A 16127-nucleotide genomic window follows, 5' to 3' on the forward strand; every position below is an offset into this window, starting at 1 on the left:
TTAGTACACACGTTCGAATGCGGCTAGTCTGGGCCCCCGCGAGGGGAGGCCTGGCATCGGTACCTCGAAACGTTATGCGCACCATTTCGACAAGCTGATGGATCAGCGCATCGTCGAGCGGGTAGCAGCGACGGCGGGTCCACTGCAGTCCCTCAGTCGTGAGGAGCTCGGTCTGGATACGGAACCGATCACGCGCGATCCGCAGCCGAAGCGGGCGCATGCGTGGGTCTGGTTCGGTGGCACCCCGGTTCTCGTCGACGCGGAGGTGCTCAGCTGGACTTCGAACGCCATCGCCATCCGCTTCACCATTGGTCAGACGGAGCACAAAGCCTGGGTGTGGTCGTCAGCCGTCCGGGAGGTACCGGGTCCAGGTTCCGGATGAGCACGGGCCGTTGTGGCATCGCCTACCCCAGATGTCTGACGTGGCGCTCAACGTGGCCTCAGCATGCTGCCGCGTGCGGCAGGTTCGGATCCTCTAACCGCATCCCGTGCGGGGGCCGGCAGCGTCCACGGAGACTGTCGCCCAGGTTCTCACCGCACCGCGCATAGGGCACTCACCACCGACGAGCTCACCGACCGGAGAAACTCATGCTCTACAGCTCAACCCCCCTCAACATCCTCGACGGGACACTCGTCCCCACGGACGAAGAATGCCTCTTGTCCTCACGGGCACGGGCGGTCGCGCTCCTGGCCCCGCTGCAGTGGCTACGAGCCAGCTTCGACAACCTCCTCCCGTGCATCGAAGTCGAAGACCTCCACGGAGTCCGCGTTCACATCAGCGAGGACCCTCGCGGCGCCGAAGTCACCATCAGCATCCCCGCACTGCTCACCCCTGCGATCCGTGCCGAACTTGATGCGTGTGCCCGTCAGTGGGTGGAGTACACCGCGCTGGACGCCAGCTGGGATGAGGAGTCCGGCTGGCAGATCCCGATGTCTTACAGCGAAGCGGGCGACTTCCACCGCGCCGTCGTCGATGCTGTCGAGTTCGCCCGCACCGCCGTCGACGAGGCCGCCCGCGCACACGCCCGCGGACAGAAGTGGACCCTCATGCAGGAACGGCCGGAAAGGTCCATCGACTAGACCGGCAGGGGCTGACGCGGACGGCGCACACGCGCTGAATCAATTTGACCGGCAGCGGCGTGCCACCCAGCCATCTCTCGCCCGTCTGGCCCTGCGAACCCCGCGCTCCCACCGGAAGGAGGGTTCCGGCAAGACTCGCTGCCCCGTCGCGCGTCGCTGTTCACCGGGCTCGCCACGGCGTCCGGAGCTACTTCGTTTGCGGTCGCGCCTCTGACGGACACCGCGCATAGGGCTGCCATGGACAAGACAAGCACCGTGCTCCCCGACCTGCTGACCCCTCAAGAACTCGCAGACTACCTCAAGATTCCTTTGCGAACCATCGAGGGATGGCGCCTCAGCAAGAAGGGCCCGCGGCACCTACCCGTGGGCAAGCACGTCCGCTACCGCGTCGACCACCTCGAACAATGGCTCAACGAGCAGTAACGGTCCACCGGACTACCCGCTCGCGGGTGCGCACCTCTGACGCTGACCACCGTAAAGGCCGCAACTTCGCTCGAGCCTCTCCCCCACCACACCAACCGCCCGTCGAGACTCTGCGGGAACTCGTGATTAGCCACGGGCGCCCTTGCGAGGGCGTGTACAGCCAGACTGATCAGCTGGGGGCGAGGTGAGGCGACCTCCTACCACGCGTGCTGTTGACCAAGCAAGCTCGCCGTCAGCCGACCGCGGCCCTCGGCCGCGAGGGCGTCGCTAGCGTCCGGCACCGCGCATGAGCGACGTGTGAACATCAAACGCGAGCAGAGCAGCTATTCCTCCCCAACGTGGTCCTCGTTCGTCGCCGCCGTCAACTCCGAGTGGCGCGGCGATACCGAGTCCGTGCGATGGCTTGACTCAATCGATGCCCCCGGTTCGGGACGGTCGGGTCGGTGGGCGAGTCGGTACGTGGAGGTCCGGCTCGCGGTGCTCGACGAAAGGTTGATTGAGGGCCACGCGGCATGGTTGCGCAGCCAACGACGGGCCAAGAGCTTGACCCTGATACAACAGCTGCTCCTTGAAGCGCTCCCGGGCTGGAGCTGGGCGCCGCAGGAAGACGCGTGGGAAACACGCAGGACGCAGCTCGCGGGCTTTCTGCGCGACCATCGAAGGACGCCGCGCGTGCGGGCCATGGATGCCAATGAGCGTGCGCTCGCACACTGGTGCTCGCGACAAAGGGTTCTACATCGAAACGGGAAGCTTACTCATTTGCGCGTCCAAAGCCTCAAGGAGCTGTTCAGTCGCGAGAGTCGGGTACCTCGCTCGCAAGACGCCCATCGCGCCGTCGGTATGACTCTTGAATGCGGTCTGGGATGTCCGAAGGCTGCACCACACTGAGTGCTATGACCGAACTCGCATACATGGTTCGCGAAGACTGGGGACAACACGGCACTGCGATGGCATCACAGAGCCTGGTCATCCGAGATTGGCTTGGCGATCCGCCTTACGTCTTCGCGACGTGGGATATGAAGAAGTACCAGTCCTCGAACAGCGCCGACCGAGAGTTCGTGGGATACATCGCTCCACGCGCTGCCGACCGCTCCGTCGTTAGTCTTTCCGAGCTTGGGCAGCTCCGCGGCGGCGGCAAGACATGAGGCGCGCACTCGTGATTCTGCACCCGTACAGGGACCGGGACTGCGATCTGATGCGTGAGGTGGTCGAGGCGGGGTCGGTTGCGCGCGTGTTCGTGATCGTGTGGTCGCCACGAGACAGTGTCCGCACGTGGCTTGATGGAGTCGGCGCCGTCAACCTACACACGGGCGTGGCGTTGGAGACGCCCGATCCTGTGCAGCTGGAAGCAGCGAAGTGCTGGGTCTCTGAGCAGTACAACGGGCTCTCCAGCGGCAACGGCAAAGACGCGGTCGTGCAACTGCTCCGGGTCTTCACTGCGGCGGGCTACGCCCTCGACGCCGATACCTGGCTCCGCGCGTTCTTCGCGGCAGGCGGCGAATTTGATGAGGCTGGGAAGATCGCCAAGCTCATCAAGGAGATGCAGCACGGCGTGAAGCATCGAATCAGAGAGCGTTATCGTCCAGAAATCCTTGAGGTGCTTCGCGAGCGTGCTGCCGAAGTCGCGCCGGATCTCTCAACGATCCAACAGGCAGACTGTTGACGCTCCACCTCGCCATTGAAGAAGTGCTTACGCGCGCCGGCCGTCCGCTCACGCCGCGGCAGATCGCCGATGAGATAACCCGTCGTGGTTTGTATGCCCGCGGCGACAGCACGCCACTACCACCCGGACAGGTAAGTGCACGCGTCCGGAACTACCCGACTCTGTTTAGGAGAACAGAGGACGGCATTTGGCTCGTCGGTCGGACGATGACCGTCGACATCGACACCACAGACGCGGTCACTCCGCGCGAGACCCGACCGCGGCTGCGCCCGGTGGTCTCACGGAGTAGCGGACAGTCCGACGACCTCGAGGCCGCACTCCTTGATCCCGCGCGCTTCCGATCTGCGCGCGACATCGACGACGACGTTCCCGACGAACTCGGGCTATACGCGATCCGCGTGCGAGTAACCGAAGCGCTGCCAGAGCCGTACAGGACGATAGCTCAGGAGCGAGGCACCGATCTCATCTACCTCGGTGAGGCGACACGTCAAACGCTCAGAGCGCGATTCCTGCGCAACGAGCTGCGAGGCCGCGGACACGGGACGTTCTTCCGAAGCATCGGAGCGGTACTCGGCTACCGCCCGCCCGTCGGGTCGCTGGTCGGCAAGGGAAACCAGCGGAACTTCCGCTTCTCCCCCGCCGACGCAGCGTCGATCGTGGAATGGATCGATGAAAACCTCCTGGTGTCGTGGGTCGGGTTCGAGGAGGGAGTGCACGCCGCCGAAGTGGCATTCATACGCGTCCACACCCCACTGCTGAACCTCCGCGACAACCCCGCAGCACTCCCTGAGCTGTCGCGGCTTCGTGCGGTGTGCGTTGAGATTGCAACCACGGCGTTGCCCTCGTAAAGCCCTAGGCGTCAGCCAATCTTGATCCGCCGCACCCGCTACGGTCGGGAGATGCCACTGACGCTAGGACCGCTGTTGACTGACGCGGGTATCGACCCCACCAAGGCGCTGGTCATTCGTCACGCTTTTGCGCAAGAAGCCGAGGAGAGCGGTCTGACCGGGCTGCATGCTGACTCGACGCACTCGGAGATCCTGGAGTACACGCGCCGGCAGTCCGCCGACACGATGCGATTCCCAGCCCAACCGGCGCCGTTCTGGGTTGTTTTCATCAAAGAGGGCGGCGACCAAGCCCGACTGTGGTCAGTTCTTGAGAACCGCGGCGAGGTAGAGAACAACGGGATCATTCGGACCTTTGAAGTCGCCGAGTCTGAGCACATGGCTGACCTAAGGAACCGCCTCGTAATCGGGTGGCGTTCACCGCGCACCTGGCGGATGAACGCGAGCACGGCGGCGACCTACCCAGTTGTCGGCATCGCCGACGCCGAGCCAATACCGTTCCCGGGGTTTGATCGGCTTCTACTCAGCCACGTCCAACTTCAGGCCGTCATGAGGGAGCACCGGTATTCGTCGTGGCGGACGGCGCTCTCCTCCGTGATCGGCGTCTACCTCATCACGGACACCAGCGACGGGCGGCACTATGTGGGCAAGGCGGATGGCGTGGAAAGCGTCCGGCAGCGATGGACTACCTATGCGATCAACGGGCACGGCGGCAATGTTGAGCTCCGCGGTCTCGACCCCTCGAGCTTTCGGTTCTCGCTGTTGCGGGTTTTCGGTCCGTCGACACCGACGCGCGACATCGATGCTGCCGAGGGCCACTTCAAGGATGCGCTCGACTCGCGTCGGCACGGACTGAATAGGAACTGATAAGTCGCATCGTCGACGCCCGCCCAGAATCAGGGGGCTCCGTAGACCGACACTGCCGACTTCATCCGACGCAGGCTGCGGATGCGGCGTGTCCGAGCAACGGAACGGGCCCCCGCGCACTGGGCGTCGCTCCGGCGGGTCCTACGTCAGCGGTCAGTGGTGCCCCTCCCGCGCGCTAATGCCTGTCCCGCCGAGACCTCGATCATGGCGGAGGCCCCCGCTCGCACGACGTGCAATCAGCCTTCGGCGACCAGAAGTAGGTTCGCGACACAGCACTCGAGAAAGGTGAGTCCAATGCAAGGTTGCTCGGTTCGAACCAGATCGACTCCAGGCGCGCCACCGCAACGTCGCTGCTCGACTCAGCGGCGGCCATCTTGAGCGGGAGCAACCTACCCAAGCTCCTCACGCCAGAAGAAGTAGCCGAGTACCTGCAGATCTCCGCGAGAACGGTCGACCGCTGGCGCTCGGAGGGAAACGGACCGCCATTCTTTCGAATGGGCCGCGCGATCAGGTATTCGGAACCTCAGCTCGTGGATTGGTTGCTTCGGCAGCAGGGCCAGAGATCCACCGATCAGAGTCCACCGAATCCTGACCGCTCGGGCGACGGGCGCGTGGAGTGAGGCGTTACGGATCGCCGCCGACACTCCTAACGGGGCGGGTCGTCGTCCGTCCGCGCCGTGGGGAGGAAGTTGACGGCGCCCGTCAGCCCGCTGGCCGATGCCGTCAGCTCGGCAGCAGTCTGGTCGGCGCCCGTCTCTTCACTTATTCTCAACGACGGTTACAAATAGTTCACTTATTAGGTTGTGCTGCACGTTATCGTCAGGTTGGAAACTGTAGTGAGTGGCAGGATTTTGTAGTGGATCCGGTGGTCCCCGGCCCGAAAACGGCTGGGGTTCGAGTACGAGCTGTACTTCGGGGTCTGATCGCCGCAGCACCACCCGACGCCCGTCCCCGCCGTTTCGCGGGGGCGGGCGTCGTCGCGTTGCGGCGGGACGGTCAGCGGACGGCCCCCGCGCTGCTGTCTCCGTCGACCACGATCGAAGAGGAATGACGGCGCAGCGTGTCGCGACTCACCCCCGTGAGCTCGTGCACAGCGCGTTGGCTCAGCCCCGCGATATGCATCAGCGCGACGGCGGCGTCGCGGCGCCGCCGCGGCGGCCATGACCTGAGGCGCTGCACGGTGGCCGCGTGGAGGGCTTCTCCGACGCCGATCTCCGTCATCGCGGCGAACCGTCGGGCGCTTTCGACCGCCTGCTCGATCGCGCGCGGTGTCTCGCCCTGGCGCAGAGCAGCGATCACCCGGATGACGCGGTCGTCGATGTCGCCCACCATGTCACCGAGGAGAGACTCGACCATGGCGACGTCGGGGACGCCGACCTCGATGACCGCATCGACGGCGAGATCGATGCGCGCCTCGATCGTCTCCACCAGGACGAGACCCGATCCGGCACGGGCGCGCACGAGCATCGTGAGTGCCTCGACGTCGTGCACCTGCGCATTCTCCAGGTGCACCGTCATCCCGGATGCCGTGGCGGAGGCGACCGCGTCGACGAGACGTGCGAGCGGAACATCGCGCGTCGTCGCGAGATCGATCGTGGTGATCGCACGTCTCCGTTGATGGGCCATCCACCGTACGCGCAGGGTCTTGCCCGTCCCCTCGGCGCCGACGAAGAGCACCGACCCTCCCTCCCCGAGGCGCTCGGCGACGGAGCTGAGGTGACGCGTCTTCGCCGCCCCCAGGCCTTCCCCGGGGGCGGGCACGACGCGCTCCACCGTCGCGATCGGTGCCACGGGACGGTTCTTCGGCTGGACCGGACGGGGTGATGTGCGTTCGAGGATCCCGGCGATCACCTCGGAGGCGCCCGCTCCGTCGTGATCGGCGATCTGCGCGAGCACGGTTCGCGCCGCCGGGTCGGTGCCCCGCACGGCGAATTCGACGATCTGAGCGAGGTCGTCGGCGGCGAGCCGCACCTGGCGTCGACCGCGAGGCGGTGAACCTGCCGAACGGGTGGTGCGGGCAGTGACAGGGATGACGGACATGAGGGATCTCCCGAGCTGAGGTCGACACGATCGGCCGTCGTTCGACGGCCGCGATCCGCCGCATGAGCGGCGGCGTGCGATCTCAGGTACGGGAGATACCGAAGACGATCAGAGGATGCCGCCGTGGCGGCGGTGCTCCCGACGGCATCGCCCCTCCGCGGACCGCCGCGAGCGGGCGGAGGCTCAGGACAACGAACACGACGGCGGTGAGGACGAGCAGAACCACATCGATCGACCCGTCGGCGGCGACCACGTTCGTCGCGTCGGTGTCGACGGGCGGGACCAGCGCGGCATCCGGAATCGCGTTGTCATCCGCGTGAAGGAGGGAACCGACCGTGATGGCACTGTGCGCCGTGCCCTCGTGGTGACCGCCCGCTTCATCGAAGTGCGTCGTGGCCCAGGCGCAGACCAGGAGGAAGACCGCCAGCGTAAGCCGGACCGCACGCTCGGCGGCGCGCCGGTCGGACGAGCGGGATACGGCGACGGTCATCGAGCCGAGCCTAGGCGCGCGTATCCGAGAGCTGACCGCCGGTGGGCGATTGACTACCGTCTGGACACCTGATCTTCACCTGCGCATCGCGAGGAGATGACCAGCGGGCAGTGGGCTTGGCCTGCGGTCGACGGCCGCCCCGATCCGACGAAGGACTCCCCCATGGACTCTCGCACTTCCCGACGCCTCCGCGCGGCCGCCGCTTCAGTGGCCGTCGCGTTGGCGGCCTCGACCTCCATCGGCCTCGTGGCCGCTCCCGCGCTGGCCGCGACGCCCGACATCACCGAGCACGGTGGAGCCGCTCGCAACGACGGCGACATGACCGACCTGCTGCGCGAGTCGATCGTCGACGGTCCCGCCAAGAACGTCATCCTGCTGATCGGCGACGGCATGGGCGACTCCGAGATCACCGTCGCGCGCGACTACGCCGAGGGCGCGGCGGGGCGGTTCGCCGGTATCGACGCGCTCCCCCTGACGGGGCAGTACACGACGTACTCGATCGATGAGGCGGGCAAGCCCAACTACGCCTCCGAGTCGGCCTCGACCGCCAGCGCCTGGTCGACGGGTACCAAGACGGTGAACGGTCGCCTCAGCGTCGACGTCGCCAACACGCCGCAGGCCACCCTGCTCGAGATCGCCAAAGCCAACGGCCTCAAGACCGGCAACGTCTCGACCGCGGAGATCCAGGATGCCACTCCGGGCGCGCAGATCGCCCACATCTCGACCCGTGGGTGCTACGGCCCCGAGCAAGCGTCGAAGAACTGCTCCGCGGAGGCGCTCGAGAACGGCGGCCTCGGCTCGATCAGCGAGCAGCTGCTCAACGTGCGCCCGGACGTCACCCTCGGCGGCGGCGCGGCGAGCTTCGCGCAGACGGCGAAGGCGGGCCCCTGGGAGGGGCGGACGCTCTCGGACCAGGCGCGCGACCGTGGCTACGCCCTCGTGGACGATGCAGCCGGTCTCGACGCGATCACCGCGGCGGATGCCGATCGGCCCCTGCTCGGGCTCTTCAGCGAGGGCAACTTCCCCGTCCGCTGGAACGGCCCCGCGGCGACCGATCTGACCTCCGGTGGCGAGCTCCCCGCTCCGGTCTCCTGCACGGAGAACCCCGATCGTCTGGCCACGGGTCTGTCGCTGGCATCGCTCACTTCTAAGGCGATCGACCTGCTCGACAACGACAACGGCTTCTTCCTGCAGGTCGAGGGCGCGAGCATCGACAAGCAGGACCACGCCGCCAACGCCTGCGGTCAGATCGGTGAGACGATCGACCTTGACGAGGCCGTGCAGGTCGCCCTGGAGTTCGCACGCACTCAGGGCGACACCCTCGTGGTCGTCACCGCCGACCACGCGCACACGAGCCAGATCGTGGGCTCGGCGATCCCCGGCCTCAACACCCACCTGCTCACTGCCGACGGCCAGCCCCTGATCGTCGCGTATGGAACCTCGCCGGCAGGCGGCTCGCAGCAGCACACCGGCTCCCAGGTGCGTATCGCCGGGTACGGCCCGGGTGCGGCGAACGTCGTCGGTCTCACCGACCAGACCGACCTGTTCTTCACCGCCGCGAACGGCCTCGCCCTCTCGCAGAACCTCGCCGCTCTCAGCGCGCAGGCGACGGTCAGCGTGCCCGCCGAGGTCCGCCCGGGCGACCCGCTCACGGTGGCCGCCGACGGCTTCGCGGCCGACTGGCAGCTCGCCGGCACGGTGTCGACGACAGGCGACCTCGGGCAGCGCGACGCGCTGCGCGGCTCCGCGCGTTTCGCGACCACGGCCCCGACGGCGGAGGGCACCTACGAAGTCACGGTGAGCGGTGCGCAGACCGGTGTCGTCAAGACCGTGTCGTTCCGCGTGTCCGCCTCGGCGGCTCCTGCACCGACGACCACTCCCACCCCTCTGCCCTCGCCCACGGCCGGGGCGGGCGCTGCGGGCGTGGGGCAGAACGGCGGGGGTTCGCCGCTGGCGATGACCGGTGCGGCTCTGCCCTTGGGCGCGATCGTGCTGGCGATGGGACTGCTCGCCGTCGGCGTGATCCTGCGTCTGCGTCGTCGTCGCCGCACCGAGTTCGTCTGATCCGACTCTCCCCGATGCCCGTTCCCGCAGTCGCGGGGGCGGGCATCGAGGCGTTCAGGCGGTGCGTTCGGCCCGTTTCTGCTCCTGGAACACCCGGATGGCCTCGTAGCGTTCGGCCGAACGCGCCTGCCGCTTCGCGGCCTCGACTTCGCGGACCTTCGGCGGTGCCGCGGTGACGAGGTCGTCGAGCAGCAGGCGGACGGACGCCGTGATCTCGGCCACGGCGTGATCGAAGACCGCCTCATTGGCTCGCGACGGCGTAGTCGTCCCCACGATCTTGCGCACGAACTGCAGTGCGGCGTCGTGGCATTCAGCGTCCGTGGCCGGCGGCGTGAAATTGTGCAGGGGGATGATGTTGCGGCACATGCCCCACAGGGTAGGCCGATCGCGGGCGCATGGCGAGAGGGACGACCGATGGGTCCGTCCCCGTCAAGTGCGGGCGGGATGTCGGAGGGGCTTGGAAGGATGGAGGCATGCCGGAGTCTCCTTACGCCTCGCGTCCGTGGTCGACCTCGTACGCCGAGGGCGTCCCGCTCGAGATCGACGTGCCATCGCAAACCCTGCCCGAGATGCTGGCGGCCTCCGTCTCGTCGTACGCAAAGAAGGTGGCCCTGGAGTTCTTCGGTGCGCAGACGACGTACGCGCAGCTCGGCGATGACATCTCGCGTGCCGCCGAAGGGCTCCGCCGGCTGGGCGTCCGCGCGGGCGACCGGGTGGCGCTGGTGCTCCCCAACTGCCCGCAGCACGTCGTCGCGTTCTACGCGGCGTTGCGCCTGGGAGCCATCGTCATCGAGCACAATCCGCTGTACACGGCGCGCGAGCTGCGCCACCAGTTCGAAGATCACGGGGCTCGCTTCGCGATCGTGTGGGACAAGCTCGCCGACACCGTCGCCGACTTCCCCTCCGACCTCGCGCTCGAGCACATCGTGAGCGTCGACATCACCGCCGCATTCCCGCTCTCCAAGCGGCTGGCCCTGCGTCTGCCGATCACCAAGGCCCGCACGGCACGCGCGCAACTGACGGCGACACCCCAGTCGAAGCGTCCGAGCCGCTGGGAGAAACTCCTGACCCGCGGCACGTTGTCCAAGAAGCACCCCGGCCCGCGGGTCGATGACATCGCCCTGCTGCAGTACACCAGTGGCACGACCGGCACCCCCAAGGGGGCGATCCTGACCCACGCCAACCTGCGAGCGAACGCGATGCAGGGGCGGGCGTGGGTGCCAGGGCTCCACGACGGTGAAGAGACGTTCTACGCCGTGCTTCCGCTCTTCCACGCGTATGGCCTGACGCTGTGCCTGACGTTCGCGATGAGTATCGGGGCAAAGCTCGTGCTCTTCCCCAAGTACGATCTCGATCTCGTCGCGGCGGCCGCGAAGAAGAGCCCGCCGACGTTCCTGCCCGCGGTCCCGCCGATCTACGACCAGTTGGCGCGCGCCGCTGCGCGCGGCTCGATCGACCTGACGAGCGTGCGGTTCGCGATCTCCGGGGCGATGAGTCTGCCGGTCGCGACGGTCGACCGCTGGGAACAGGCGACCGGCGGGCTGCTCGTCGAGGGCTACGGCATGACCGAGTCGTCCCCGGTGGCCCTGGGCAACCCCATCGGCCCCTCGCGGCGGCCGGGAACCGTCGGCGTGCCGTTCCCCAGCACCGAGATCCGTATCGTCGATCCCGAGAACCCGGCCGTCGACCGTCCGCTCGGAGAAGCGGGCGAGTTGCTGCTGCGCGGCCCCCAGGTCTTCCGGGGGTACTGGCAGCGCCCGGCCGACACCGCCGACACCCTGCTGCCCGGCGGCTGGCTGCGCACCGGCGACATCGCTACCGTGTCCTCCGACGGGTTCGTCACCATCGTCGACCGGTTGAAGGAGATCATCATCACCGGTGGCTTCAACGTGGCGCCGACCGAGGTCGAAGACGTGCTCACCTCGCATCCCGACATCGAGAGCGCCGCGGTCGTCGCGCTGCCCAAGCCGCGCGGCGGAGAAGACGTCGCCGCTGCCATCGTCGTCCGTGACGGCGTCGACATCTCGTCGGAGACGGTGCGCGACTACTGCAAGACGCGCCTGGCGGCGTACAAGGTGCCGCGCCGTATCGTCGTGGTCGACGACCTCCCGCGCTCGCTCATCGGCAAGGTGCTGCGCCGAGAGGTGCGAGAGCGCCTCATGGCGTCGTGAGGCTCGCGGGCTCGGAGCAGATGTCCGCGGGACGCACCCGCGGCCGGCGTCGGACGGGCAACGTACGGCACCGACGAGCCACGAGGTAGGCATGGATGCCGGAGCTCCCGGCAGCCATGCGCCTCAGCCGTAGAAGAGCTTGTCGAAGACGCGCCGAGCCCGACGTGTCGCACCGAGGTAGTCCTCTTCGACGCGCGTCGCCGAGCGGGGCGGATACTCGAGGATCCGCCCGATCCCGTCGAGTCGCACCCGGTCGGCGGGCAGGACGTCGCTCGTCTGCCCCGACAGGAGCGTGTTCGCCGAACGCAGGCGACTTGCGAGATGCCAGGCGGCGGCGAGCTTCTGCGCCGCGTCGGCCTCGACGATCCCCGCCTCGACCGCAGCGTTCAGCGCCGTCAGTGTCGAGGTGGTGCGCATTGCCGGAACGGCTCGGGCGTGTTGCAGCTGCAGCAGCTGCACGAGCCACTCGACGTCGCTGAGCGATCCGGGGCCGAGCTTGAGGTGACGCGCGGGATCGGCGCCCTGCGGGAGCCGCTCGTTCTCGACGCGCGCCTTGATACGGCGGATCTCGCGCAGACCGTTCTGGTCGGCCGACGCCGGATAACGCACCTCGTCGGCGAGCGCCATGAACGCGGCGATGAGCTTGATGCTGCCCGCGACGCCCCGGGCGCGCAGCAGCGCCTGTGCCTCCCACGACAGCGACCATCGCCGGTAGTACTCCGCATACGCCTCGATGGACCGGGCGAGCGGGCCGCTGCGGCCCTCGGGCCGGAGCTCGGCGTCGAGGTCGAGCGGTAGGCGGTGGTCTTCCGAGTGCTCCCGGATGCCGGCGACGAGTTTGAGCGCCAATTGACCCGCGCGCTGCGGGTCGACGCCGTTGGCGCGGTAGACGTACATGACGTCGGCATCCGACCCGAACCCCATCTCGCGCCCGCCGAAGCGCCCCATCGCGATGACCGCGAAGTCGAGGTCGTCGTCTTCGGGCGGCACGACCACGCGTCGCACCGCGCGCAGTGTCGCCTGGATCGTCACCTCCGTGATCGTCGAGAGGGCGTCGGCGAGTTCTTCGAGCGACACTGTTCCGAGGACCGCGGCCATGGCCACCCGCAGCATCTCGCGGCGGCGCAGCGCCCGCACCGACCGCATGGCGTCGTCGATGTTGTGCCAACGGGTCTGGATCGCCCGCGCCTCTTCTTCGAGGGCTTTGCCCGAGCGAGGTCGAAGCAGGGCATCGTCGTCGAGCCAGGCGACGGACTCGGGGATCCACTCCATCAGTTCGCCGATGTAGCGCGAGCCCGAGAGCACGCGCGTGAGACTTTCGGCCGCGCCCGCGGAGTCGCGCAGCATGCGCAGGAACCACGGCGTGTTACCGAGCCGCTCACTGATGCGGCGGAAGACGAGGAGGCCGTAATCGGGATCGACGCCGTCGGCGAACCACCGGATCATGACCGGCATGAGGTGCCGCTGGATCGTCGCCTTGCGGCTGAGGCCGCTGGTCAGTGCCGCGATGTGGCGAAGCGCCCCGGCGGGGTCGCGGAAGCCGATGGCCGCGAGACGGTCGCGTGCCTGCGCGGTGGACAGCGTCCGCTCCCCCTCGGGCAGCGATGCCACGGCCGACAGCAGCGGCCGGTAGAACAGGCGCACGTGGATGTCGCGGACCTCGCGCTTGATGGCTTCCCACGCCGCTTGGACCCCGGATGCCGAGTCGGCCAGCCGGGTCGCGCGCGCGAGCACTCGGAGGTCGTCGTCCTTCTCGGGCAGTAGCGCCGTCCGGCGGAGCCCGCGCAACTGCAACCGGTGCTCGAGCAGGCGCAGCGTGCGGTAGTCGCGGGCGAACGCCTCGGCTTCGGAGCGGCCGATGTATCCCTCAGCCACGAGCGCCTCGAGGGCCTCGAGACTGCCGCGCTGGCGAATGCGCTCGTCGGTCAGGCCGTGCACGAGCTGTAGCAGCTGCACGGTGAACTCGACGTCGCGGATGCCACCGGGCCCGAGCTTGAGCTGACGGTTCACCTCGGCCGCGGGGATGTGCTCGGTCACGCGCTCCCGCATGCGCTGGACGCCCTCGACGAAGTTCTCGCGCGCCGCGCTGTGCCACACCAGCGGCTGCACGGCGGCGACGTACTCGGCGCCGAGGGCCGGGTCACCGGCGATCGCCCGCGCCTTGAGCAACGCCTGGAATTCCCAGCTCTTCGCCCACCTGTCGTAGTACTGCTGGTGCGACGCCAGACTGCGCACGAGCGCGCCCTGCTTGCCCTCGGGGCGCAGGTTCGGATCGACCTCCCAGAGGGGTGGCTCGATCTCGGGGCCGGAGATGCCGCGCATCGTCTGCACGGCGAGGCGGGTACCGATGTCGATCGCCCGGGCCTCCGAGACGACATCGTCGTCGGACGTTCCGCCGACGAAGATCACGTCGACGTCACTGACGTAGTTGAGCTCGCGCGCGCCCGTCTTGCCCATCGCGATGATCGCGAAGCGGGTGGCCTCGACCTGCTCGCGGGGGAAGGCGCCGGGCCCGGGAGCCGACACCCGAGCGCGGGCGACGCTCAGCGACGCCTCCAGCGCCGCGCCGGCGATGTCGGCCAACGCCGCCGAGACGACGTCGATCGCCCCCGCCGGGTCGTCCTGACCGAGGTCGTATGCCGCGATCCGCGCCAGCAGGCGGCGGTAGCGCACCCGCAGCGCGACCCACGCGGCATCCGAAGCCTCCGACGCGAACCCGTCGACGTCGCCGACGGATTCCAGCAGCTCGGCGCGCATCGACTGCTCGTCGGGGACGGTGAGGCCCGCACCCGACAGGTGCACGAGCTCATCGGGATGCCGAAGGTAGAACTCCGCGAAGCCGTCGGACGCCCCCACCAGATCCCACAGCGCACGCCACGCGCCCGCGTCGGCGGCAGCCGCTCTCACGGCCGCCGCGTCGCGCCGGGCCACCTGCAGGATCGCCCGCAGGGCGCCGTCGGGGTCGGCCACGCGCTGCGCCAGCCGCATGGCATCCGCCCGGTCGACACCGACCGTCTCGTCGAGCTCACCGAGCAGGGTGTCCGCCTCGGTGAGCCGCGAGAAGCCGGTGCGAGCGAGCGCGGTGAGCGCGGTGGAGCGATCGCCCGAGGTCATGGGACGACCGTCAGAGTGCTTCGAGGTTGCTCGCGAGCTCGAACGGCGTCACCTGGGCGCGGTACTGCTGCCACTCACGGCGCTTGTTGAGCAGGACGTACTTGAACACCTGCTCGCCCAGCGTCTCGGCGACGAGCTCGGACTCCTCGAGGTACTCGAGAGCGTGGTCGAGGCTCGCCGGCAGGGGCGCGTAACCGAGGGCCCGGCGCTCCGAGTCGGTGAGCGACCACACGTTGTCTTCCGCCTCGGCGGGGAGCTCGTACTCCTCCTCGATGCCCTTGAGACCAGCCGCGAGCATGAGTGCGTACGACAGGTACGGGTTGGCCGCGGAGTCCAGCGCGCGATACTCCACACGGGTCGACTGGCCCTTGTTCGGCTTGTACAGCGGCACGCGCACGAGCGCGGAGCGGTTGTTGTGGCCCCAGCAGATGAAGCTGGGTGCCTCGTCGCCGCCCCAGAGGCGCTTGTACGAGTTGACGAACTGGTTCGTCACCGCAGAGATCTCGTTCGCGTGGCGCAGTAGGCCCGCGATGAAGTGGCGACCGACCTTCGACAGCTGGTACTGACCGCCCTCTTCGTAGAAGGCGTTCATGTCGCCCTCGAAGAGCGAGAGGTGGGTGTGCATGCCGCTGCCGGGCTGACCGCTGATGGGCTTGGGCATGAAGGTCGCGTACACGCCCTGCTCGATCGCGACCTCTTTCACGACCGTGCGGAAGGTCATGATGTTGTCGGCCGTGGTGAGGGCGTCGGCATAACGCAGGTCGATCTCGTTCTGCCCGGGGCCGCCCTCGTGGTGGCTGAACTCGACCGAGATGCCGAGGTCTTCGAGCATGCGCACCGAACGGCGGCGGAAGTCGTGCGCCGTGCCGCCGGGGACGTTGTCGAAGTAGCCCGCCGAGTCGACCGGCTGCGGGCGTCCGTCGGGGCCGAGCTGCGACGACTTCAGCAGGTAGAACTCGATCTCCGGGTGCGTGTAGAAGGTGAAACCGGCGTCGGCGGCCTTCGCGAGCGTGCGCTTGAGCACGTGACGGGGGTCTGCCACGGCGGGCTGGCCGTCGGGCGTGGTGATGTCGCAGAACATGCGCGCCGTCGGGTCGATCTCACCGCGCCACGGCAGGATCTGGAACGTCGTGGGGTCGGGGTGGGCGAGCAGGTCGGACTCGTACGAGCGGGTGAGCCCCTCGATCGCCGATCCGTCGAAGCCCAGTCCCTCGGTGAACGCCCCCTCGACCTCGGCCGGGGCGATCGCCACCGACTTCAGCGTCCCCACCACGTCGGTGAACCACAGGCGCACGAACTTGACGCCGCGCTCCTCGATCGTGCGCAGGACGAAATCACGCTGCTTGTCCATCGTCATCCCTCGTATTGGT

Annotated in this window: 16 protein-coding genes and 1 pseudogene; 12 read left to right on the top strand and 5 right to left on the bottom strand. The window is 68.1% G+C overall.

The genetic code is table 11. The features are described from left to right. Positions 1–97: 97 nt before the first annotated feature. From ACXKZF_RS07795 to ACXKZF_RS07840, 10 genes and pseudogenes are all read left to right on the top strand, one after another. A complete protein-coding gene (locus tag ACXKZF_RS07795; protein WP_488985906.1) occupies positions 98–382 on the top strand; it encodes a hypothetical protein in 285 nt (94 codons plus the stop codon). A gap of 206 nt (positions 383–588) precedes the next feature. Further along, the gene (locus tag ACXKZF_RS07800) at positions 589–1080 is read left to right on the top strand and encodes a hypothetical protein (protein WP_488985907.1); all 492 of its coding nucleotides are present in this window, start codon (positions 589–591) and stop codon (positions 1078–1080) included. Positions 1081–1317: 237 nt separating this feature from the next. Beyond that, the gene (locus ACXKZF_RS07805; RefSeq protein ID WP_488985908.1) at positions 1318–1503 is read left to right on the top strand and encodes a helix-turn-helix domain-containing protein; all 186 of its coding nucleotides are present in this window, start codon (positions 1318–1320) and stop codon (positions 1501–1503) included. 477 nt (positions 1504–1980) lie between these two features. After that, complete coding sequence (locus ACXKZF_RS07810; RefSeq protein ID WP_488985978.1) at positions 1981–2391, top strand: helicase associated domain-containing protein; 411 nt, start codon at positions 1981–1983, stop codon at positions 2389–2391. Positions 2392–2396: 5 nt separating this feature from the next. After that, positions 2397–2648, top strand: coding sequence for a hypothetical protein (locus tag ACXKZF_RS07815; protein WP_488985909.1), 252 nt, complete (start codon positions 2397–2399; stop codon positions 2646–2648). A gap of 11 nt (positions 2649–2659) precedes the next feature. Further along, the gene (locus ACXKZF_RS07820) at positions 2660–3166 is read left to right on the top strand and encodes a hypothetical protein (protein ID WP_488985910.1); all 507 of its coding nucleotides are present in this window, start codon (positions 2660–2662) and stop codon (positions 3164–3166) included. Next, positions 3163–3273: pseudogene (locus tag ACXKZF_RS07825) on the top strand (HTH domain-containing protein); the annotation flags it as partial. The gene ACXKZF_RS07820 and the pseudogene ACXKZF_RS07825, both read left to right, overlap by 4 nt. 99 nt (positions 3274–3372) lie before the next feature. Next, positions 3373–4014, top strand: a complete 642-nt coding sequence (locus ACXKZF_RS07830) for a GIY-YIG nuclease family protein (RefSeq protein ID WP_488985979.1) — start codon at positions 3373–3375, stop codon at positions 4012–4014. A gap of 51 nt (positions 4015–4065) precedes the next feature. Next, positions 4066–4878, top strand: coding sequence for a GIY-YIG nuclease family protein (locus ACXKZF_RS07835; protein ID WP_488985911.1), 813 nt, complete (start codon positions 4066–4068; stop codon positions 4876–4878). Between the two features lie 374 nt (positions 4879–5252). Next, the gene (locus ACXKZF_RS07840) at positions 5253–5498 is read left to right on the top strand and encodes a helix-turn-helix transcriptional regulator (protein WP_488985980.1); all 246 of its coding nucleotides are present in this window, start codon (positions 5253–5255) and stop codon (positions 5496–5498) included. A gap of 376 nt (positions 5499–5874) precedes the next feature. Here the strand turns inward: ACXKZF_RS07840 and ACXKZF_RS07845 are convergent, their stop codons facing one another. Together ACXKZF_RS07845 and ACXKZF_RS07850 are read right to left on the bottom strand one after the other, a co-directional pair. Beyond that, on the bottom strand, positions 5875–6918 hold the full coding sequence (locus tag ACXKZF_RS07845; protein WP_488985912.1) for a hypothetical protein: 1044 nt from the start codon (positions 6916–6918) through the stop codon (positions 5875–5877). 82 nt (positions 6919–7000) lie between these two features. Beyond that, positions 7001–7408 (bottom strand): hypothetical protein, encoded by a 408-nt coding sequence (locus ACXKZF_RS07850; protein ID WP_488985913.1) that lies wholly within the window; start codon positions 7406–7408, stop codon positions 7001–7003. Between the two features lie 162 nt (positions 7409–7570). Between ACXKZF_RS07850 and phoA the strand changes: the two genes are divergently transcribed. Continuing rightward, the gene (phoA, locus tag ACXKZF_RS07855) at positions 7571–9472 is read left to right on the top strand and encodes an alkaline phosphatase (protein ID WP_488985914.1); all 1902 of its coding nucleotides are present in this window, start codon (positions 7571–7573) and stop codon (positions 9470–9472) included. Between the two features lie 54 nt (positions 9473–9526). Here phoA and ACXKZF_RS07860 read toward each other — a convergent pair whose 3' ends face one another. Next, the gene (locus ACXKZF_RS07860; protein ID WP_055954591.1) at positions 9527–9838 is read right to left on the bottom strand and encodes a DUF2277 domain-containing protein; all 312 of its coding nucleotides are present in this window, start codon (positions 9836–9838) and stop codon (positions 9527–9529) included. Between the two features lie 107 nt (positions 9839–9945). Here ACXKZF_RS07860 and ACXKZF_RS07865 point away from each other — a divergent pair, with 107 nt between their 5' ends. Next, the gene (locus ACXKZF_RS07865) at positions 9946–11643 is read left to right on the top strand and encodes a long-chain-fatty-acid--CoA ligase (RefSeq protein WP_055954587.1); all 1698 of its coding nucleotides are present in this window, start codon (positions 9946–9948) and stop codon (positions 11641–11643) included. Positions 11644–11766: 123 nt separating this feature from the next. Here ACXKZF_RS07865 and ACXKZF_RS07870 read toward each other — a convergent pair whose 3' ends face one another. Continuing rightward, positions 11767–14757, bottom strand: a complete 2991-nt coding sequence (locus ACXKZF_RS07870) for a bifunctional [glutamine synthetase] adenylyltransferase/[glutamine synthetase]-adenylyl-L-tyrosine phosphorylase (protein ID WP_488985915.1) — start codon at positions 14755–14757, stop codon at positions 11767–11769. Between the two features lie 10 nt (positions 14758–14767). Next, positions 14768–16108: a type I glutamate--ammonia ligase gene (gene glnA / locus ACXKZF_RS07875; protein ID WP_055955399.1), complete on the bottom strand. Its 1341-nt coding sequence runs from the start codon at positions 16106–16108 to the stop codon at positions 14768–14770. Between the last annotated feature and the right edge of the window lie 19 nt (positions 16109–16127).

This window comes from Microbacterium sp. ABR10, assembly GCF_057812175.1.